We start from the raw sequence: 15868 nt of genomic DNA, 5'->3' as shown, positions 1-15868 counted from the left end.
CATGAACAAAGTCATTCTGGCGATTGCCGCCATCGTCGTTGCGCTGCTGGTGCTGTCATCGAGTCTGTTCGTGGTGGATCAGCGGCAGTTCGCCGCTGTCTTCGGCCTGGGACAGATCAAGCGCGTCATCAGCGAACCGGGTCTGTATTTCAAGGTTCCAGCGCCTTTCGAGAATGTGGTGTTTATCGACAAGCGCATCCTGACCCTGCAGAGCCCGGATACCGACCGTTTCATCACCGCCGAGAAAAAGAACGTGGTGGTGGACTGGTATCTGAAGTGGCGCATCACCAACCCGACCGAATTCATCCGCAGCTACGGCGGCGACCAACGCCGTGCCGGGGATCGCCTGTCACAGATCGTCAAGGCTGCACTGAACGAGCAGATCACCAAGCGCACCGTGCGGCAGGTGTTGGCGTCGCAGCGGGATCAGGTCATGCAGGATGTGCAGGCTGGCATTGCCAAGGACATCAAGGGCACGGGGATTCAGATCGTGGACATGCGTCTGACTCGGGTCGATTTTGTTGCCGCCATCACCCAGTCGGTGTATCGCCGCATGGAGGCCGAGCGTCAGCGCGTGGCCAATGAGCTGCGATCGACAGGCTACGCCGAGGCCGAAAAAATCCGCGCCGAAGCCGACAAGCAGCGCGAAATCGTCATCTCCCAGGCCTACAGCAAGGCCCAGACCATCAAGGGTCAGGGCGATGCCGAGGCGTCCTCGATCTACGCCAAGTCGTTCGGGCAGAATCCGCAGTTTGCCGAGTTCTACCGAAGTCTGGAAGCGTACCGCGCCAGTTTCAACAACAAGTCCGACGTCCTGGTGCTCGATCCGAACAGCCAGTTCTTCCAGTTCTTCCGCAGTCCTGGAGGTTCTGCGCCAAAGTCGGCCAAATGAAAAAAACCCCGGGTTGCGCATCCGGTTGAAGCGCGCCCGGGTCTCGGCTGTCTATGCTGGACTCCCTGCTCCTCGCTCTTGGCCTGGTTCTGGTGCTCGAAGGGCTGATGCCCTTGCTTGTCCCACGCCAGTGGCGCGCGACGTTTCGCCAACTCATGGCCTTGACGGACGGGCAACTCCGGTTTGTCGGCTTGATTGCCGTGCTCGGTGGCCTTCTCCTGGTGCTTCTCCTCAAGTAAGCTGAGAGGTTGGCGCGGATTGTCGCGTCGCCATTTTTTGCGCGTTCCATGAGCAACTGGCGTCTTCCTGAATACTTTTCCGATGTGCTGCCCCGCGAGGCGGCGATCATCGAACAGCTGCGCCGCGCCTGTCTGGACACTGCGCAGCGCCATGGCTATGCCCTGGTCATGCCGCCCTTGCTGGAGTTCGTCGACTCGCTGCTGTCAGGCACCGGGCAAGACCTCGACCTGCAGACCTTCAAGCTGGTCGATCAACTCTCCGGCCGCGCACTGGGCTTGCGTGCCGACATGACACCGCAAGCCGCGCGCATCGATGCGCATCTGTTGAATCAGGATGGAGTGACGCGCGTCTGCTATTGCGGCAGTGCCGTGCGCACGCACCCGGAGGGTGTCCATGCCAGCCGCGAAATCCTGCAATTCGGTGCCGAGCTGTACGGGCATTCGGGACTGGAGGCCGATCTGGAAGTGCAGCAACTGTCCATGGCCTGTCTGCGCCTGGCCGGGGTCCATCACGCGGCGCTCGATCTGGCGGACAACCGCATTGTCCGTGGTGTGCTGTCGGGCCTGCTGCTCGGGCCGCAGGACATGGAGGCCATTCTGGATGCGCTAGCCAGCAAGGATGCAGGAGAGCTTCGTTTGTTGACGCGCGCATGCACAGCGCAGCAGCGCGAGGCCATTCTCGTTCTGCCGGAGCTGTATGGCGATGCGCAGGTTCTGCAGGAGGCGCGCCGTGTCTTGCCGCAACACGCGCTGATCCAAGGTGCGCTGGATGATTTGTCCACTCTCGCGCAGCACCACCAGCAGCAAGGCGTGACGGTGCAGATCGATCTGGCCGACATGCGTGGCTACCGCTATCACAGCGGCGTGATTTTCAGCGCCTATGCGCCGGGCTATGCGAATGCCGTGGCGCGAGGCGGGCGTTACGACGAAGTTGGCGCGAGTTTCGGCAGGCCGCGAGCAGCCACGGGCTTTTCCATGGATCTGCGCGAGGTGGCTGGACTGGCTGATGCCACTCCACCGCGCGCCGCCATTCTGGCCGAATGGTCTGATGCAGCCGGTTTGTCACAGGCGGTCGCCGATTTGCGACTGCGCGGAGAAACCGTGGTGCAATTGCCCTTGAATCAAATCGAATTGGCGCGCGCCAGCTATGGCCGCCGACTGGTGCTGCGCAATGCCACCTGGCAGGTCGAAGACCTGGCCTGATTCGCCTCATACCGATTCTTTGACTGACTGATACTGAAAGAACACCGCGTGAATACTGGACGTCATGTTGTTGTGGTGGGTACCCAATGGGGAGATGAAGGCAAGGGCAAGGTCGTCGATTGGCTGACCGACCATGCGCAAGGCGTGGTGCGCTTCCAGGGCGGTCACAATGCAGGGCATACCCTGGTGATCAATGGGCACAAGACCGCGCTGCAACTCATTCCCTCCGGCGTGATGCGGCCCGGCGTGGCATGCTATGTGGGCAACGGCGTGGTGGTCGACCCGGAGCATCTTCTGCTCGAAATCGCGCGGCTCGAAGCCGCGGGTGTGGATGTGCGCTCCCGGCTGCACCTGAGCGAATCCTGCCCTGTGGTTCTGCCGACGCATGTGGCGCTCGACAAGGCGCGCGAAATCCGGCGCGAAAACGATGGCAGTGGCAAGATCGGCACCACGGGCAAGGGCATCGGCCCGGCCTATGAAGACAAGGTGGCGCGTCGCGCCATCCGGCTGCAGGACCTCAAGCATCCTCAGCGGCTGCAAACCAAACTCGACGAAGTGCTCGACCTGCACAATTTCGTGCTCAAGAACTATCTGCACACGCAGCCGATCGACGGCAAGCAGGTGCTCGATTCCCTGCTGAAGTCGGCTGAGCAGGTGCTGCCGCTGCTGGCCGATGTCGGTTATGGCATTCACCAGGCGCATCTGCGTGGCGACCGCCTGCTGTTTGAAGGCGCGCAGGGCTCCTTGCTGGACATTGATCACGGCACCTATCCCTTCGTGACCTCGAGCAACTGCGTGGCTGGTACGGCCGCCGTGGGTTCGGGTGTGGGCCCCGGGATGCTGCACTATGTGCTGGGCATCACCAAGGCCTATACCACCCGGGTCGGCAGCGGCCCGTTTCCGACAGAACTGCCGACGGACCAGGCGGGCAGTGTGGGCGAGCATCTCTCGCGCGTCGGTCAGGAATTCGGCACGGTCACTGGACGCGCGCGGCGCTGCGGTTGGCTGGACGTTGCGGCGCTCAAGCGCGCGGTCATCATCAATGGTGTTTCGGGTCTGTGCATCACCAAGCTCGATGTGCTCGATGGGCTGCCGACCATCCGTGCCTGCGTGGGTTATCAGCTCGACGGCGTGCGGCGTGATGTGCTGCCGCTCGACGCCGACGAGATCGAGCGCTGCGAGCCGATCTATGAAGACTTCCCCGGCTGGGCACAGAGCACCAAGGGGCTCACTACCTGGGATCAGCTCCCGGCGGCCGCGCGCAGCTATCTGCAGCGCGTCGGTGAATTGATCGGCGCGCCGATCGACATGGTGTCCACCGGCCCGGATCGCGAGCACACGATTGTGCTGCGGCACCCGTTTCAGGCCTGAGTGTCAGCCGCGCATCAGGCAGATTTCCACTTCCAACACGTTCACAAAGGTTTGGCCATGCTCAGCGAGGACGGAAAGCATCTCTATGTTTCCTGGGACGAATACCACGCCCTGATCGAAAAGCTCGCGCTGAAGGTGCATGCCTCCGGCTGGGAGTTCGACCAGATTCTGTGCCTGGCCCGAGGCGGGGTGCGGCCGGGCGACATCCTGTCGCGCATTTTCAACAAGCCCTTGGCCATCATGTCCACCAGTTCGTACCGCGAAAGCGCCGGGACGGTGCAGGGGCGCCTGGATATTGCGCGCTACATCACGCTGCCGCGCGGCGAGCTTGAGGGTCGGGTCCTGCTGGTCGACGATCTCGCCGATTCAGGCGAAACCCTCAAGGCGGTGGAAAACCACCTGCGCAGTGGCAGCGGAAAAATCACGGATCTGCGCAGCGCGGTGATCTGGGTAAAGGGCATTTCCACCTATCTGCCCGAGTACTACGTGGACATGTTGCCCACGAGTCCGTGGATTCACCAGCCATTCGAAGAGTATGACGTGCTGCGGCCGGCCAAGCTGGCCGAGCGCTGGAAAATCTGAGTGCGCTGCAGATTTCGGCTCATCGGCAGTACTGGGCGATGAGTCCGGCGATGCGGGCGTGTTCTGCAGCGCGCTCGGCGTCATCCATGATGGTGCGCTGTCCCTGAGCGTCGATCTGCACCATGCGTTGTCCGCTGTCGAGAATCTGAAGCTGTTGTTGCGCCTGCAGGCAGTTCTGCTGGTTCTGCAGCGCCTGCTCCTGTTGTTGCCGCAGTTTGGCCTGCTCCTGCGCGGCCTGATCCGCCGCTTTTTTCTCCGCGATCTTTTTCTCGAGCGCACTGCTCGCCTGCTGTTTTGCGCCCGCAGGCGCGGAGGACGGAGAGGCTGCAGCCGCTGTGGTTTGCACCGGCGCAACCGTCTGCGCTGGCCGCTGCAGGATGTTGCGCGCCGGCACCGTGGGCGGAGGGGGAACATCGCTGTAATGCACCACGCCCTGGGCATCGAGCCATTTCCACTGGGCTGCCTGGACGGTCTGGCCGACCAGCAGGAGGGCGGGCAGAGCGAGGGCGGCTCTCAGCAGCACATGGTGGCGAGACTTGGCGGATTGCATGAAAGGGTGCATGGCGGTTGACCTCAGGACATGCCGCAAGCTTAGCGTCTTCGCGGGGGCGGCTGCGTGTTTGTCTGGCCTGCAGGCTGACCTTGCCCCTGGAATTCGTATCCCATAGCTGACTCATGCACTGGCTTGCCTTGGTTTGTTGGCGAGCCAGTTTTCTTCGAACCGCATCGGGCTGACATAGGCCAGGGTTGAGTGCAGCCGGGTGCGGTTGTACCAGAGCATCCAGGCGACGGCTTCGTCCATCGCTTGGCGACGTGTCTTGAAGCGCTGCCCATGCAACCGCTCCACCTTGAGCGAACCGAATAACGTCTCGCTGCAAGCGTTGTCCCAGCAGTTGCCTTTGCGGCTCATTGAACTCGTGATCCCATACTCGGCCAGCACGTCGCGGAAGTCCTTGGCAGCGTACTGGCTACCGCGGTCGCTGTGGAAGATGAGCCCGGCTTTCTTGCTCGGATGGCGCTTGAACCAAGCCATGCGCAGGGCGTCGATGACGATGTCGCGCGTCATGTCGGCGCGCAGGCTCCAGCCGATCACCTGGCGGCTGAACAAATCAATGACCACGGCCAGAAACAGCCACCCTTCGTCGGTGGCGATGTAGGTGATGTCACCTGCCCAGACCTTGTCGGGCTCGGCCACGGTGAACTGCCGGTCAAGCAGGTTGGGGGCAATCGGGAAGTCATGATTGCTGTCGGTGGTGACCTTGAAGCGCCGCTTGCCACGGGCGCGGATGCCATGCCGTTGCATGAGCTTCTGGACACGCTCCTTGCCCACGCGGATGCCCCTGGCCAGCAGTTCCTTCCAGGTGCGCGGCCAGCCGTAGCTCCCACGGGTCTCGGCGTGGATGGCCTTGATATGCACCAGCAGCGCATCGTCGCTGAGATGGCGTTGCTGGGCCGTGCTGGCGGCCCGCACGACGTGCGCGTGGTAGCCAGCCACGCTGACCTCCAGCACCCGGCACTGCACCGAGATCGGCCACACGCGCCGGTGGCGCTGGATGAAGGCGTACTTCACGTCGCTGCCTTTGCGAAGTACGCCGTCGCTTTTCCCAGGATGTCGCGCTCCATCTTCACACGCGCCAATTCGGCCCGCAGCCGACTGATCTCCATCTGCTCGGCGCTGACGACCTTGCTGTCAGCCCCCTTGAGCTTGCCGTGCCGCTGGGCTTTGACCCAGTTGAACAGCGTCTGATCCACCACGCCCAGTGTGCGGGCTGCCGCAGCGATGCTCTGGCCGCCCTCGACCAGCCGCACAGCCTCTTGCTTGAACTCGAGCGTGTACCGCGCCCGCCTTGTCGTCTTCGTCATTTCCGTTCTCCTTGCTTGGATTGAATCACTCAGCAAGGGATACGTTTTTCACGGGCAAGGTCAGGCTGCCGCCCGCGTTCGACCCCTATAATTTCCTTTTGCCCGGAGGCATCTATGCGTCTTGTAGGAAAAGCGCTGACTTTCGACGATGTGTTGTTGGTCCCCGCGTATTCCCAGGTGTTGCCCAAAGACACCAACCTTGCGACTCGCCTGACTCGCAATATTTCCCTCAATATCCCTCTGGTTTCGGCCGCAATGGATACGGTGACCGAATCCCGCCTGGCCATTGCCATGGCGCAGGAGGGGGGGATTGGCATCATCCACAAAAACCTCAGCGCCAAGGCGCAGGCCACCGAAGTGGCGCGGGTGAAGCGCTTTGAATCCGGGGTGCTGCGCGATCCCATCACCATTTCGCCCATCGTCAAGGTGCGCGATGTGATGCAGCTCTCGCGTCAGCATGGCATCTCCGGTTTTCCGGTCATCGAGAACGGCAAGGTCGTGGGCATCGTCACCAACCGGGACTTGCGGTTCGAAACCCGCCTGGACACGCCGGTGCGCGACATCATGACACCGCGCGAACGGCTGATCACCGTGCCGGAGGGTGCGCCGCTGGAGCAGGCCAAGGCCCTGATGCATCAGCATCGTCTGGAACGCGTGCTGGTGGTCAATGCCGAATTCGAACTGCGCGGGCTGATGACGGTCAAGGACATCCAGAAAGCCACGGAGCGGCCCAATGCCGCACGCGACCCGCAAGGCAAGCTGCGCGCGGGCGCGGCAGTGGGCGTGGGCGAGGGCACGGAAGAGCGTGTCGAAGCGCTGGCCAATGCCGGTGTCGACGTGATCGTGGTGGATACCGCGCATGGCCACAGCCAGGGCGTGCTCGACCGGGTGCGCTGGGTGAAGCGCAACTTTCCGCAGATCGAAGTGGTCGGCGGCAATATTGCCACGGGCGCCGCTGCCCTGGCTCTGGTGGATGCAGGTGCGGACGGCGTGAAAGTGGGCATTGGCCCGGGCTCCATCTGCACCACGCGCATCATCGCGGGCGTCGGTGTGCCGCAGATCACCGCCATCGCCAACGTGGCCAAGGCGCTGGAGGGCACGGACGTGCCGCTGATCGCGGACGGCGGCATCCGCTATTCCGGCGACATCGCCAAGGCGATTGCTGCAGGTGCGTCCACCGTCATGATGGGCAGCATGTTCGCCGGCACCGAAGAGGCGCCGGGCGAGGCCATTCTGTACCAGGGCCGCGCGTACAAGGCATACCGTGGCATGGGCTCGATCGGGGCCATGAAGGCTGGCTCGGCCGATCGCTATTTCCAGGACGGCGCTGAAATGTCTTCCGCTGCGGGCAATGAGAAGTTCGTTCCGGAGGGCATCGAAGGCCGCGTGCCGCACAAGGGTCCGCTGGTCGCCATCATCTATCAGCTTGTCGGTGGCGTGCGCTCGTCCATGGGCTACTGCGGTTGCGCCAGCATCGATGCGATGCGCGCTCAGGCCGAGTTTGTGCAAATCACCGCGGCCGGCATGCGCGAGAGCCATGTGCACGACGTGCAGATCACGCAGGAAGCGCCCAACTACCACGTCGACTGACGCACCTCCCATCACCGACTCCGCGACAGCGTCAGCCTTCATGCACGACAAGATCCTCATCCTCGATTTCGGCTCCCAGGTCACCCAGCTCATTGCCCGCCGCGTGCGCGAGGCACATGTCTATTGCGAAATCCACCCCAATGACGTGAGCGACGAGTTCATCCGTGAGTTCGCGCCCAAGGGCATCATTCTGTCGGGCAGCCACGCCAGCACCTACGAAGATCAGGACTTGCGCGCCCCGCAGGCTGTGTGGAATGCCGGGGTTCCGGTGCTGGGCATCTGCTACGGCATGTTCGCCATGACCGTGCAGCTTGGCGGTGAAGTCGAGCCCAGTCAGCACCGCGAGTTCGGCTATGCAGAGGTGCGCGCACGCGGACATACCCGGCTGTTCGACGGCATTGAAGACTTCACCACGCCGGAAGGCCACGGCATGCTCAAGGTCTGGATGAGCCACGGCGACAAGGTCACGGCCATGCCGCCCGGCTTCAAGCTCATGGCCAGTACCCCGAGTTGCCCCATTGCCGGCATGGCCGACGAGGCGCGCGGCTATTACGCGGTGCAGTTTCATCCCGAGGTCACGCACACCGCCAAGGGGCGCGAGATCCTGGAGCGCTTTGTGCTGCAGATCTGCGCGGCCAGGCCGGACTGGGTCATGCACGATCACATCGGCGAAGCGGTCGAGCACATCCGCTCCCAGGTCGGCAGCGAGGAGGTCATCCTTGGCTTGTCGGGCGGGGTGGACTCCAGTGTGGCGGCTGCCCTCATTCATCGCGCCATCGGCGATCAGCTCACCTGTGTGTTTGTCGACCACGGTCTGCTGCGGCTGAATGAAGGCAAGGCGGTCATGGACATGTTCGCCGGGCGGCTGCATGCCAAAGTGGTGCATGTCGACGCCAGCGCCCGTTTCATGGCTGCGCTCGCCGGAGTCAGTGATCCCGAAGCCAAGCGCAAGATCATTGGGCGCGAGTTTGTCGAGGTGTTCCAGGCCGAGGCCGCCAAGCTGAAGAATGCCAAGTGGCTGGCCCAGGGCACCATCTATCCCGACGTCATCGAGTCCGGTGGAGCAAAGACCAAGAAGGCCACCACCATCAAGAGCCACCACAACGTCGGCGGCCTGCCCGAAACGCTGGGGCTGAAACTGCTGGAACCTTTGCGCGACCTGTTCAAGGATGAGGTGCGCGAACTTGGCGTGGCGCTGGGCTTGCCGCATGACATGGTGTACCGCCATCCCTTCCCAGGGCCCGGTCTGGGGGTGCGCATACTGGGGGAGGTCAAGCCCGAATACGCCGATCTGCTGCGCCGCGCCGATGCGATTTTCATCGAGGAATTGCGCAACTGGCGCGACGAGGCAAGCGGCAAGAATTGGTACGACCTCACCAGCCAGGCTTTCACCGTGTTCCTGCCCGTCAAGAGCGTGGGCGTGATGGGCGATGGCCGCACCTACGACTATGTCGTGGCACTGCGTGCGGTGCAGACCAGCGACTTCATGACCGCAGACTGGGCCGAACTGCCCTATGGCCTGCTCAAGAAGGTCAGCAGCCGCATCATCAACGAGGTGCGCGGCATCAACCGGGTGACCTACGACGTGTCGAGCAAACCGCCGGCCACCATCGAATGGGAATGATTCCACGTCGGGCAGTGGCTGGCATCACAAAGCATCAAATCGTGCGTAAGTTATCGTCAACATTGAATTGTTTTCTCGGTATAGTTGCATTGACAGGCATCGAGAGGCAACGCCAAGCACCATTTTTTAATGGCATTGTGGGTGGTACTATTTCTTTCTGATGCCATGAGTTGTACCTGATGCCATGTCGCATTGAACGAGCGACATGGTATGAAAACAGCATAAACATCTGATATTAAAGGTGTTTTTTCTGTTTTTCGGGATGTTTAAATCATGGTATTGGAACTCGCGCGGGGCCAAGACCATGCTGACTGATACCAAACTGCGAAGCCTCAAGCCGCAGGACAAACTCTACAAGGTGAACGACCGGGATGGCCTCTATGTGGCCGTCACCCCTGCGGGATCCATATCCTTCCGCTACAACTACTCGATCAACGGTCGGCAGGAGACCATCACGTTCGGACGCTATGGCGTCGGCGGCATCACTCTGTCGGAAGCCCGTGAACGCCTGGGCGAGGCCAAGAAGATGATTGCGGCCGGGAAGTCACCTGCAAGGGAGAAGGCGCGAGAGAAGGCACGCGTCAAAGACGCCGAAACCTTCGGTGCGTGGGCGGAAAAGTGGCTGCGTGGCTACCAGATGGCCGACTCCACCCGCGACATGCGCCGGGCGGTCTATGAGCGCGAGCTAAAACCTAAGTTTGGCAGCCAGAAGCTGGTCGAAATCACGCACGAAGACCTGCGGGCGCTGACCGATGCCATCGTGGAGCGCGGTGCACCAGCTACCGCGGTGCATTCGCGTGAAGTCGTTCTCCAGGTCTACAGGTGGGCGATCGAGCGTGGCCAGAAGGTCGAGAACCCAGCAGAGTTGGTGCGCCCCACCTCCATCGCCAAGTTTGAGCCGAGAGATCGTGCACTGACGCCCGATGAGATCGCCCTGATGTACCAGTACATGGAGCGCATCGGTACCGCGCCATCCATTCGGGCGGCGGCCAAGCTGCTGTTACTGACGATGGTGCGCAAAAGCGAGCTGACGAACGCGACGTGGAGCGAAATCAATTTCAGCGAGGCGCTGTGGACGATCCCAAAAGAGCGCATGAAGCGGCGCAACCCGCATCTGGTGTTCCTGTCCAGGCAGGCGCTGGACATCTTCATTGCTTTGAAGACCTTTGCCGGTGGTTCAGACTATGTGCTGCCGTCGCGCTATGACTCTGATATGCCAATGAGCAGCGCGACGCTCAACCAGGTGTTGACGCTGACGTACAGGCTTGCTCAGAAGGAGGGGAAACCCCTTGCGAAGTTTGGGCCTCACGACCTGCGGCGAACGGCAAGTACGCTGCTGCACGAAGCCGGATATAACACCGATTGGATCGAAAAATGCCTTGCCCACGAGCAACGTGGTGTGAGGGCCGTCTACAACAAGGCCGAGTACCGAGAGCAGCGCACAGCCATGCTGCAAGACTGGGCTGACATGATCGACGAGTGGACGGTCAAGCGGTCGCGGCCATGTGAGTAATGCCAGGGCGCGTGGCATGCGTCCCAGATGATTTACGCGCCTCGATCCATTCTTCAACCTCGGCCAAGTCCCACGCGACGTTTCTGCTGGTTAGAGCGATGCGGCGGGGAAACTCTCCCCGCTGTTCCATGTTGAAGATGGTTCGCTCAGATAGCGGGATCATTGCCAGAAGTCTTTTGCGGTTGATTAACACTTTATTGGGTTTTGTATGTACAGGACTCATTTCACATCCCCACGCACGGTTGCACCGCATCTACCAGCCGTTCCACCGCCTCTCCCGCCGTTGGCATGATCGGGAAGCTGCACGCCAGCATCAGGTTGGCTGGCAGCCCGAAGTCCTCCACCAATCCGCCGTCGAGCTTGTCGCGTGCGCGGCCATCACAGTCGTGCCAGACCTTGCGCAGCATGGCTGACCGCTCTGCTGTGTGCCAGTAGTCGCCGATCCAGCCAGCCACTGGCTTGCCGATGGCGTAGGCGAAAGCTGCCTCGAATACTGATCCGCTATCCGGTTCCGAGCCGCGGAATGGGCTCAGGTTCACCAGTACCGCATCACAGATGCGCAGAAGCCGCAGATTGTGCTGATAGATTTGTTCTGCTGCGGGAAGTGGCCCCTCTGTGTGCAGCTCAAGGCCATCAATCGGCGCCACAGCATCCAGACCGGCTTGTGCGCATGCCGCCCGCAGCCGGGCATATCGCTCCTCCCGATCCTCGAAAAACAGGTCTGGTCCGGCCAGATAGACGCGTGGCTTGCTCATCGACGCTTTCCTCCGAATATTTTTGCCGTAACCCACACTGCAGCAATCGCGACAATCGCTAGTCCGGCCGTCTGCACGATCGACAGATGCCGCGTTGTCTTGAAAATCACGTCATAGACCAGCCCATGCACCACCGAGCTGACGATCATGTGCCCGATGTCCAGATGCATCACGCATCCTCCAAAGCGATTCCCTGGGCCATCACCGCAGCCAAGCTGGCGACGGCAGATACGCATGCATCCCGATGTGGCAGGTGCCCCCACCGCAAAGATGCCAAAGCAGCCCGTGCGGGCTGAAGCCCGATCGCGCTATGGCCCAGGGCTTGCATAGAGGACTCCGCCTGGTCGAGGCGGCGAATGGCCGCTTCGATGTCGGCCGGGGAGGGCCGCAGGCCGATGCGCGCGAAGGCGATCACCCGTTGCGGAAGTTCGAGCAGGTCGTTGTGCATGGCTGTTCCTTAGTTTGGTGTTACATCCGCCTGACGCGGGACATCATCCGGCGAATCTTGAATTCCCAGGCAGCTTGCCTGTAAACGCCCCACAGCCGCTTTCCGATTGCCCAAAGCAGTCGGCCCAGCGAGAAGAGAATGGGCGACAGGACAATCAGCTTGACCCAGAGCGGCGCCATCAAGAACAGGTGGCCGAGGGCGTAAAGCACGATCATCATGATGACGATGGTCACTCCGGCGTTCTGCATGTTTGTTCCTTTCGTCAGAAGGCGCCCGGCTGCGTCTTTGCGTTCTGCATGCGCTGGTAATACGCATTGGCTGCGAGGTCGCATGCCGGGTCATAGGTCTTTGCCTGCTCCTTGACGAGGGGGTTCAAGTAGCCGTTGTTCGCTTTGCACCAGATGTTTTCTTGGTCGTTCTCCTTGGGGTGTGCGACGAACCAAGCCTGATCGTGGCCACTGTATGGGCTGGGGCCGCTGCTTGTCGTCGAAGAGACACTTGGCGTTGACTTACCGCATCCCGCCAACAGCCCAGCGGACAGCAGCGCGACTAATGCAATCGAATGTTTCATTGAAAACTCCCTCAAGTCGTGAAAATGGAAGAACGGGCACCGCAAGCCTCCCTGAGCATGAAAAATTGCTCCAGAAATAGCGCAGCCCAACGCTGTGGTGTCGCGCCCACCAGAGCAGCATGCCCATCGTGCGGCGCAACACCTTCAAGTATGGCCCACGGTTGGTTGACGTTCATGTCAAACCGTAATACATCCCGCCGTTCTGTCGCCAGCGCCACACGATCTGCATGCTTCACGATGTCACGCCAGTCATTCATCGCATCACGCAAGCCGAACGCATCCAAGACAGAATCCTCAGCTTGGTGTTCGAGATCAGCCCATGTTGCTCCAAGCGCGGCCTTGATCGGTGTTGGCACATCGCCGACATAGGCCTCATGCGCGTCATGCATCAGCCCGCACAGCATGGCCTCCGCCGGTGCGTCCATCGATTCCAGGATGCGTACCACCAACAGGCTGTGCTGTGCCACCGAGTAGTGCTCGGTACAGTGCCCGCCGAAACGGCAGATCAGCGACAGCGCGTGAGCGATGTCTGCGATTTGCACGTCACGCACCCTTAACCTGCCGGGCAAATAATCGATGCCCGAATGGGACATCATGTGCATCGGCAGGCTAGTCTGCGGTCGGCTCCCGAGCCATGCTGATGCCTCGGCCTGTGCATCGTCGTAGGCTTCGAGGTCTGATTCGCCAGCAGGAAAAATGCCACCGCCGATTTCCTCGCCGTTCTCCAGGAGGCGCAATCGCCAGCCGCCGCCAAGCTCATCGGAGCGGGGTTCTATTCGGTAGCCGTAGTCCATCACAGCCGCGCCTCCACGCTGCTGCGACCAAGCATGGGCATCGGAGCAGCGCCCTGCGCGATGCGCTCTGCGCGGGCAAGAAGACCCTGTGCATAGCCGCGCCGGTAAGCATCGCGCCGCCACAGCGCAGGATCGGGGGCGCGCCCGGCGCTGCCATCGCGCTCCCCTACGAGGGAATAGTCCACTTTGAATGGCCTGTAGAACATGGTCGGCGCTCCTCAGATGTCCTCTGTGTCGGGTTTTATGGTGAATGTCGCCTTGGACATGTCCACCGGCCTGCGGGCCGCAGCGACTGGCGCGGCAACAGCCTGCTCAGGCTGCGCCTGCGTCTGTTCTTGCGGCTGCGCCCCGGATTTACCACCCAGCAGGATCAGGTCAGTGCCAACCACCTCGGGCGTGAAGCGTTCAACGCCGCCCTTGTCTTCCCATTTCCGGGTGCGCAGGTAGCCTTCAACGAAGCACTGGCTACCCTTTTTGAGGTAATCGGAGGCGATTTCGGCACGGCGGTCATAGAAGACGACGCGCGTCCATTCGGTCTCTTCCTGCCGCTCGCCGTTCTTGTCCTTCCAGACGCGAGTTGTGGCAATTTGCAGATGGGCGACGGCCAGGCCGTCCGGTGTGTAGCGCACCTCCGGGTCGCGACCGAGGTGGCCGATCAGTTGAACCTTGTTGAGAGAGGACATGCTTCACTCCATCGAGGGGATGGAATGAATAGTAGCGAACGCTAAACATTAAAGCAATAGCGTTCGCTAGCTATTTGTCATGATTAGGGGAGACACATATAGAAACAGCTTTCGTGGGCGGAAAAAGGCCGCCCGGAGGCGGCTTCTTTCAGTGTCGGTTCAATCTATGCAGCGTTCGCCCACTCGATCACGCGCTCGGCCAGCGCGTCGACGGTGGATTCCATCTCGACATGCAAGATGGGATGCGCGCGAAACAGCACGGTATCTAGCGCGCGGTCGATTTGTTGGGCTTCTTTTTCCTTCGGCATCGGAGGGCGAAGAATGAACAGGCCTTGGCGCTGCTTCTTTCCGAAGCGAGCCGCGAATTCCATGTCGAGGACAGCATCCATCAGGTGAGTGCGGACGGTTTCGGCTCCATAGTCTGTACTCTTCAGCGTGCCAACCGCATCGCGCGTAACAAAAGGCGCGTAGACGGAACGCTTGCCGCGGGGGGTATCGAAGGAAAGAAATGGGGTGTCAGTCAAAATCTCTTCCGCGGCGAGTTGAAGTGTCTTGCGAATGCAGTCGCTCACCAGTCGTAGCGCCCCATCGTCGTCGATGCGTGTGCGTGCGTCTGCTTCCTTGATTGGAATGGCTGCTGTCACCTGCTGCTCAAATGCGGCGTTTAGAAACTCTGGAAGATTGGAGTTGTAGAACGGGCTGGGATCGGCAAACTCGATCTGTGTCGAGGGCGAACCCTCGCCCGCAAGCGCACATCGCTTCGCGACATGCGCAAGTGCGATGATGTTGGCCGCTGACTCGCCGTACAGACATTTCAATCGCCCAGGATCTTCCATTACTTTCGCATGGCGCACGCCATTTGCGTCCATGCCGGCGACACCGATATTGAATCGCTCGCTTGTATAGGGATCAGGGGTGCACCGAATAACAAACCACTGTCCAGTCTGCTGCAGATTGAGCGAAGGCTGTGTCTTCAGCAATGAATCAAACGTGTTCATATCAGTAGGCCAAGACGACTGCGAAACCAGCCAACGACTTCGTGTGAGCGTCGCCGAATCGCTTCCGCACTCGCAGTAGCGCGTCCAGTTGCTCCCACTTGAATTGCCTTGCTGAACTCGGGTTGAATCTCATAAAAGAGATCCACTAGAACTTCAGCTGCAGCGATGATGCCCGTTTTTAACCTAGGCGACAATGCCTGAATTGGGGCAAGGTCTTCGATAAGCTTGCTGCGTGCCCATACTTGTGGTTCGTACAGGCGCTCTGTGGGGAATGCCGCGCCACCCAGAATGGCTTCATGGTCGAAGATTTCGATGGATCGTGGTCCGGTGAATGCCAAATTGCCGATGTTACGGTCGCTGTTGCCCAAGAGTTGATCGGCAGCGATGATCGACGCGAATGCAGCGCAGGCATGTAGGCGCCGAGTGACTTCATCCAGTTGCTCTGGGCCGAGCGGCTGATAAATTTGCTTGGCAGTTCCCTCGAATCCACGGGCGGCCTCCAGGCTCGCAAAGGCCAGAGTGGCCTCGTCCGACCCAAGCACTGGGGCAGGAAGCACAGCGCCTTCTGAGCAAGGTACACCCAATCCACTCAGGAGGGTGCACGCAAGCGCCTCATTGAAGAGTCCAAATGGCTCGGTCACCGAAAAATGCTTGACGTAAGCCCGCCGAACTTGGCCCTGGAAGCGGATCAACGCCAGGTGGGTCTCGCGTAGACCGCCGTGAGGTGGTCGTGAGGGTGCGC

21 protein-coding genes are annotated in these 15868 nt (G+C 61.0%); 8 read left to right on the top strand and 13 right to left on the bottom strand.

Translation table 11 applies throughout. The annotated features are described in order from the left end of the window. The first annotated feature begins 1 nt into the window (after position 1). The 5 genes from hflC to AC1ZQA_RS10690 are packed head-to-tail and all read left to right on the top strand — an operon-like array spanning position 2 to position 4287. Positions 2–892, top strand: coding sequence for a protease modulator HflC (hflC, locus tag AC1ZQA_RS10710; protein WP_482676887.1), 891 nt, complete (start codon positions 2–4; stop codon positions 890–892). A 53-nt stretch (positions 893–945) separates the two neighbouring features. Continuing rightward, positions 946–1131 (top strand): DUF2065 family protein, encoded by a 186-nt coding sequence (locus AC1ZQA_RS10705; protein ID WP_482676886.1) that lies wholly within the window; start codon positions 946–948, stop codon positions 1129–1131. A 48-nt stretch (positions 1132–1179) separates the two neighbouring features. Further along, the gene (locus AC1ZQA_RS10700) at positions 1180–2334 is read left to right on the top strand and encodes an ATP phosphoribosyltransferase regulatory subunit (protein WP_482676885.1); all 1155 of its coding nucleotides are present in this window, start codon (positions 1180–1182) and stop codon (positions 2332–2334) included. 48 nt (positions 2335–2382) lie between these two features. Next, the gene (locus AC1ZQA_RS10695; RefSeq protein ID WP_482676884.1) at positions 2383–3705 is read left to right on the top strand and encodes an adenylosuccinate synthase; all 1323 of its coding nucleotides are present in this window, start codon (positions 2383–2385) and stop codon (positions 3703–3705) included. A gap of 57 nt (positions 3706–3762) precedes the next feature. Beyond that, positions 3763–4287: a phosphoribosyltransferase gene (locus tag AC1ZQA_RS10690; protein WP_482676883.1), complete on the top strand. Its 525-nt coding sequence runs from the start codon at positions 3763–3765 to the stop codon at positions 4285–4287. A 19-nt stretch (positions 4288–4306) separates the two neighbouring features. Here the strand turns inward: AC1ZQA_RS10690 and AC1ZQA_RS10685 are convergent, their stop codons facing one another. Both AC1ZQA_RS10685 and AC1ZQA_RS10680 read right to left on the bottom strand, forming a co-directional pair. Beyond that, positions 4307–4849 carry a DUF4124 domain-containing protein gene (locus AC1ZQA_RS10685; RefSeq protein ID WP_482676882.1) on the bottom strand — a complete coding sequence of 181 codons (543 nt, stop codon included), beginning with the start codon at positions 4847–4849 and terminating at the stop codon, positions 4307–4309. A gap of 111 nt (positions 4850–4960) precedes the next feature. Beyond that, positions 4961–6150, bottom strand: a protein-coding gene (locus AC1ZQA_RS10680) for an IS3 family transposase (RefSeq protein WP_482676881.1) whose coding sequence is annotated in 2 segments (ribosomal slippage) — positions 4961–5892 and positions 5892–6150 — 1191 coding nt in all. Because the reading frame shifts where the segments join, the coding sequence is not laid out codon by codon here. Positions 6151–6264: 114 nt separating this feature from the next. On the opposite strand from AC1ZQA_RS10680, the gene guaB reads away from it, so the two are divergent. The 3 genes from guaB to AC1ZQA_RS10665 all read left to right on the top strand — a co-directional run bounded on the left by guaB (position 6265) and on the right by AC1ZQA_RS10665 (position 10877). Beyond that, positions 6265–7740: an IMP dehydrogenase gene (guaB, locus tag AC1ZQA_RS10675; protein WP_482676880.1), complete on the top strand. Its 1476-nt coding sequence runs from the start codon at positions 6265–6267 to the stop codon at positions 7738–7740. A gap of 40 nt (positions 7741–7780) precedes the next feature. Beyond that, positions 7781–9364 (top strand): glutamine-hydrolyzing GMP synthase, encoded by a 1584-nt coding sequence (gene guaA / locus AC1ZQA_RS10670; protein WP_482676879.1) that lies wholly within the window; start codon positions 7781–7783, stop codon positions 9362–9364. Positions 9365–9668: 304 nt separating this feature from the next. Beyond that, positions 9669–10877 carry a tyrosine-type recombinase/integrase gene (locus tag AC1ZQA_RS10665; protein WP_055450657.1) on the top strand — a complete coding sequence of 403 codons (1209 nt, stop codon included), beginning with the start codon at positions 9669–9671 and terminating at the stop codon, positions 10875–10877. On the opposite strand, the gene AC1ZQA_RS10660 is transcribed toward AC1ZQA_RS10665, so the two are convergent. The 11 genes from AC1ZQA_RS10660 to AC1ZQA_RS10610 all read right to left on the bottom strand — a co-directional run bounded on the left by AC1ZQA_RS10660 (position 10852) and on the right by AC1ZQA_RS10610 (position 15767). Continuing rightward, the gene (locus tag AC1ZQA_RS10660) at positions 10852–11100 is read right to left on the bottom strand and encodes a helix-turn-helix transcriptional regulator (protein ID WP_072243012.1); all 249 of its coding nucleotides are present in this window, start codon (positions 11098–11100) and stop codon (positions 10852–10854) included. The genes AC1ZQA_RS10665 and AC1ZQA_RS10660 overlap by 26 nt on opposite strands. Before the next feature lies 1 nt (position 11101). Next, positions 11102–11632 (bottom strand): nucleoside 2-deoxyribosyltransferase, encoded by a 531-nt coding sequence (locus tag AC1ZQA_RS10655; protein ID WP_055450468.1) that lies wholly within the window; start codon positions 11630–11632, stop codon positions 11102–11104. Next, complete coding sequence (locus tag AC1ZQA_RS10650) at positions 11629–11802, bottom strand: hypothetical protein (protein WP_156346981.1); 174 nt, start codon at positions 11800–11802, stop codon at positions 11629–11631. The genes AC1ZQA_RS10655 and AC1ZQA_RS10650 overlap by 4 nt, the downstream gene beginning before the upstream one ends. Further along, a complete protein-coding gene (locus AC1ZQA_RS10645) occupies positions 11802–12080 on the bottom strand; it encodes a hypothetical protein (RefSeq protein WP_055450467.1) in 279 nt (92 codons plus the stop codon). Before AC1ZQA_RS10645 ends, AC1ZQA_RS10650 begins: the two co-directional genes overlap by 1 nt. Before the next feature lie 20 nt (positions 12081–12100). Next, positions 12101–12328 (bottom strand): hypothetical protein, encoded by a 228-nt coding sequence (locus AC1ZQA_RS10640; RefSeq protein WP_055450466.1) that lies wholly within the window; start codon positions 12326–12328, stop codon positions 12101–12103. Between the two features lie 14 nt (positions 12329–12342). After that, the gene (locus AC1ZQA_RS10635; protein ID WP_055450465.1) at positions 12343–12651 is read right to left on the bottom strand and encodes a hypothetical protein; all 309 of its coding nucleotides are present in this window, start codon (positions 12649–12651) and stop codon (positions 12343–12345) included. 11 nt (positions 12652–12662) lie between these two features. Beyond that, positions 12663–13445 (bottom strand): HD domain-containing protein, encoded by a 783-nt coding sequence (locus tag AC1ZQA_RS10630; RefSeq protein ID WP_055450464.1) that lies wholly within the window; start codon positions 13443–13445, stop codon positions 12663–12665. Further along, positions 13445–13651: a hypothetical protein gene (locus tag AC1ZQA_RS10625; protein ID WP_055450463.1), complete on the bottom strand. Its 207-nt coding sequence runs from the start codon at positions 13649–13651 to the stop codon at positions 13445–13447. The genes AC1ZQA_RS10630 and AC1ZQA_RS10625 overlap by 1 nt, the downstream gene beginning before the upstream one ends. A gap of 12 nt (positions 13652–13663) precedes the next feature. Further along, entirely contained in the window at positions 13664–14128 is a 465-nt protein-coding gene (locus AC1ZQA_RS10620; RefSeq protein ID WP_055450462.1) for a single-stranded DNA-binding protein, read from the bottom strand. A gap of 164 nt (positions 14129–14292) precedes the next feature. Then, complete coding sequence (locus AC1ZQA_RS10615) at positions 14293–15126, bottom strand: DUF3037 domain-containing protein (RefSeq protein ID WP_141655757.1); 834 nt, start codon at positions 15124–15126, stop codon at positions 14293–14295. After that, complete coding sequence (locus AC1ZQA_RS10610) at positions 15123–15767, bottom strand: hypothetical protein (RefSeq protein WP_482676878.1); 645 nt, start codon at positions 15765–15767, stop codon at positions 15123–15125. Before AC1ZQA_RS10610 ends, AC1ZQA_RS10615 begins: the two co-directional genes overlap by 4 nt. Positions 15768–15868 lie beyond the last annotated feature (101 nt).

This window comes from Thiomonas sp. DCM-2 (assembly GCF_056820905.1).
This window is presented reverse-complemented; position numbering and strand designations above follow the sequence as displayed.

Coding starts and splice junctions, on each gene's coding strand:
- hflC (WP_482676887.1), top strand. CDS start 2: ATGAACAAAGTCATTCTGGCGATTGCCGCCATCGTCGTTGCGCTGCTG.
- AC1ZQA_RS10705 (WP_482676886.1), top strand. CDS start 946: ATGCTGGACTCCCTGCTCCTCGCTCTTGGCCTGGTTCTGGTGCTCGAA.
- AC1ZQA_RS10700 (WP_482676885.1), top strand. CDS start 1,180: ATGAGCAACTGGCGTCTTCCTGAATACTTTTCCGATGTGCTGCCCCGC.
- AC1ZQA_RS10690 (WP_482676883.1), top strand. CDS start 3,763: ATGCTCAGCGAGGACGGAAAGCATCTCTATGTTTCCTGGGACGAATAC.
- AC1ZQA_RS10685 (WP_482676882.1), bottom strand. CDS start 4,849: ATGCACCCTTTCATGCAATCCGCCAAGTCTCGCCACCATGTGCTGCTG.
- guaB (WP_482676880.1), top strand. CDS start 6,265: ATGCGTCTTGTAGGAAAAGCGCTGACTTTCGACGATGTGTTGTTGGTC.
- guaA (WP_482676879.1), top strand. CDS start 7,781: ATGCACGACAAGATCCTCATCCTCGATTTCGGCTCCCAGGTCACCCAG.
- AC1ZQA_RS10665 (WP_055450657.1), top strand. CDS start 9,669: ATGCTGACTGATACCAAACTGCGAAGCCTCAAGCCGCAGGACAAACTC.
- AC1ZQA_RS10660 (WP_072243012.1), bottom strand. CDS start 11,100: ATGAGTCCTGTACATACAAAACCCAATAAAGTGTTAATCAACCGCAAA.
- AC1ZQA_RS10655 (WP_055450468.1), bottom strand. CDS start 11,632: ATGAGCAAGCCACGCGTCTATCTGGCCGGACCAGACCTGTTTTTCGAG.
- AC1ZQA_RS10650 (WP_156346981.1), bottom strand. CDS start 11,802: ATGCATCTGGACATCGGGCACATGATCGTCAGCTCGGTGGTGCATGGG.
- AC1ZQA_RS10645 (WP_055450467.1), bottom strand. CDS start 12,080: ATGCACAACGACCTGCTCGAACTTCCGCAACGGGTGATCGCCTTCGCG.
- AC1ZQA_RS10640 (WP_055450466.1), bottom strand. CDS start 12,328: ATGCAGAACGCCGGAGTGACCATCGTCATCATGATGATCGTGCTTTAC.
- AC1ZQA_RS10635 (WP_055450465.1), bottom strand. CDS start 12,651: ATGAAACATTCGATTGCATTAGTCGCGCTGCTGTCCGCTGGGCTGTTG.
- AC1ZQA_RS10630 (WP_055450464.1), bottom strand. CDS start 13,445: ATGGACTACGGCTACCGAATAGAACCCCGCTCCGATGAGCTTGGCGGC.
- AC1ZQA_RS10625 (WP_055450463.1), bottom strand. CDS start 13,651: ATGTTCTACAGGCCATTCAAAGTGGACTATTCCCTCGTAGGGGAGCGC.
- AC1ZQA_RS10620 (WP_055450462.1), bottom strand. CDS start 14,128: ATGTCCTCTCTCAACAAGGTTCAACTGATCGGCCACCTCGGTCGCGAC.
- AC1ZQA_RS10615 (WP_141655757.1), bottom strand. CDS start 15,126: ATGAACACGTTTGATTCATTGCTGAAGACACAGCCTTCGCTCAATCTG.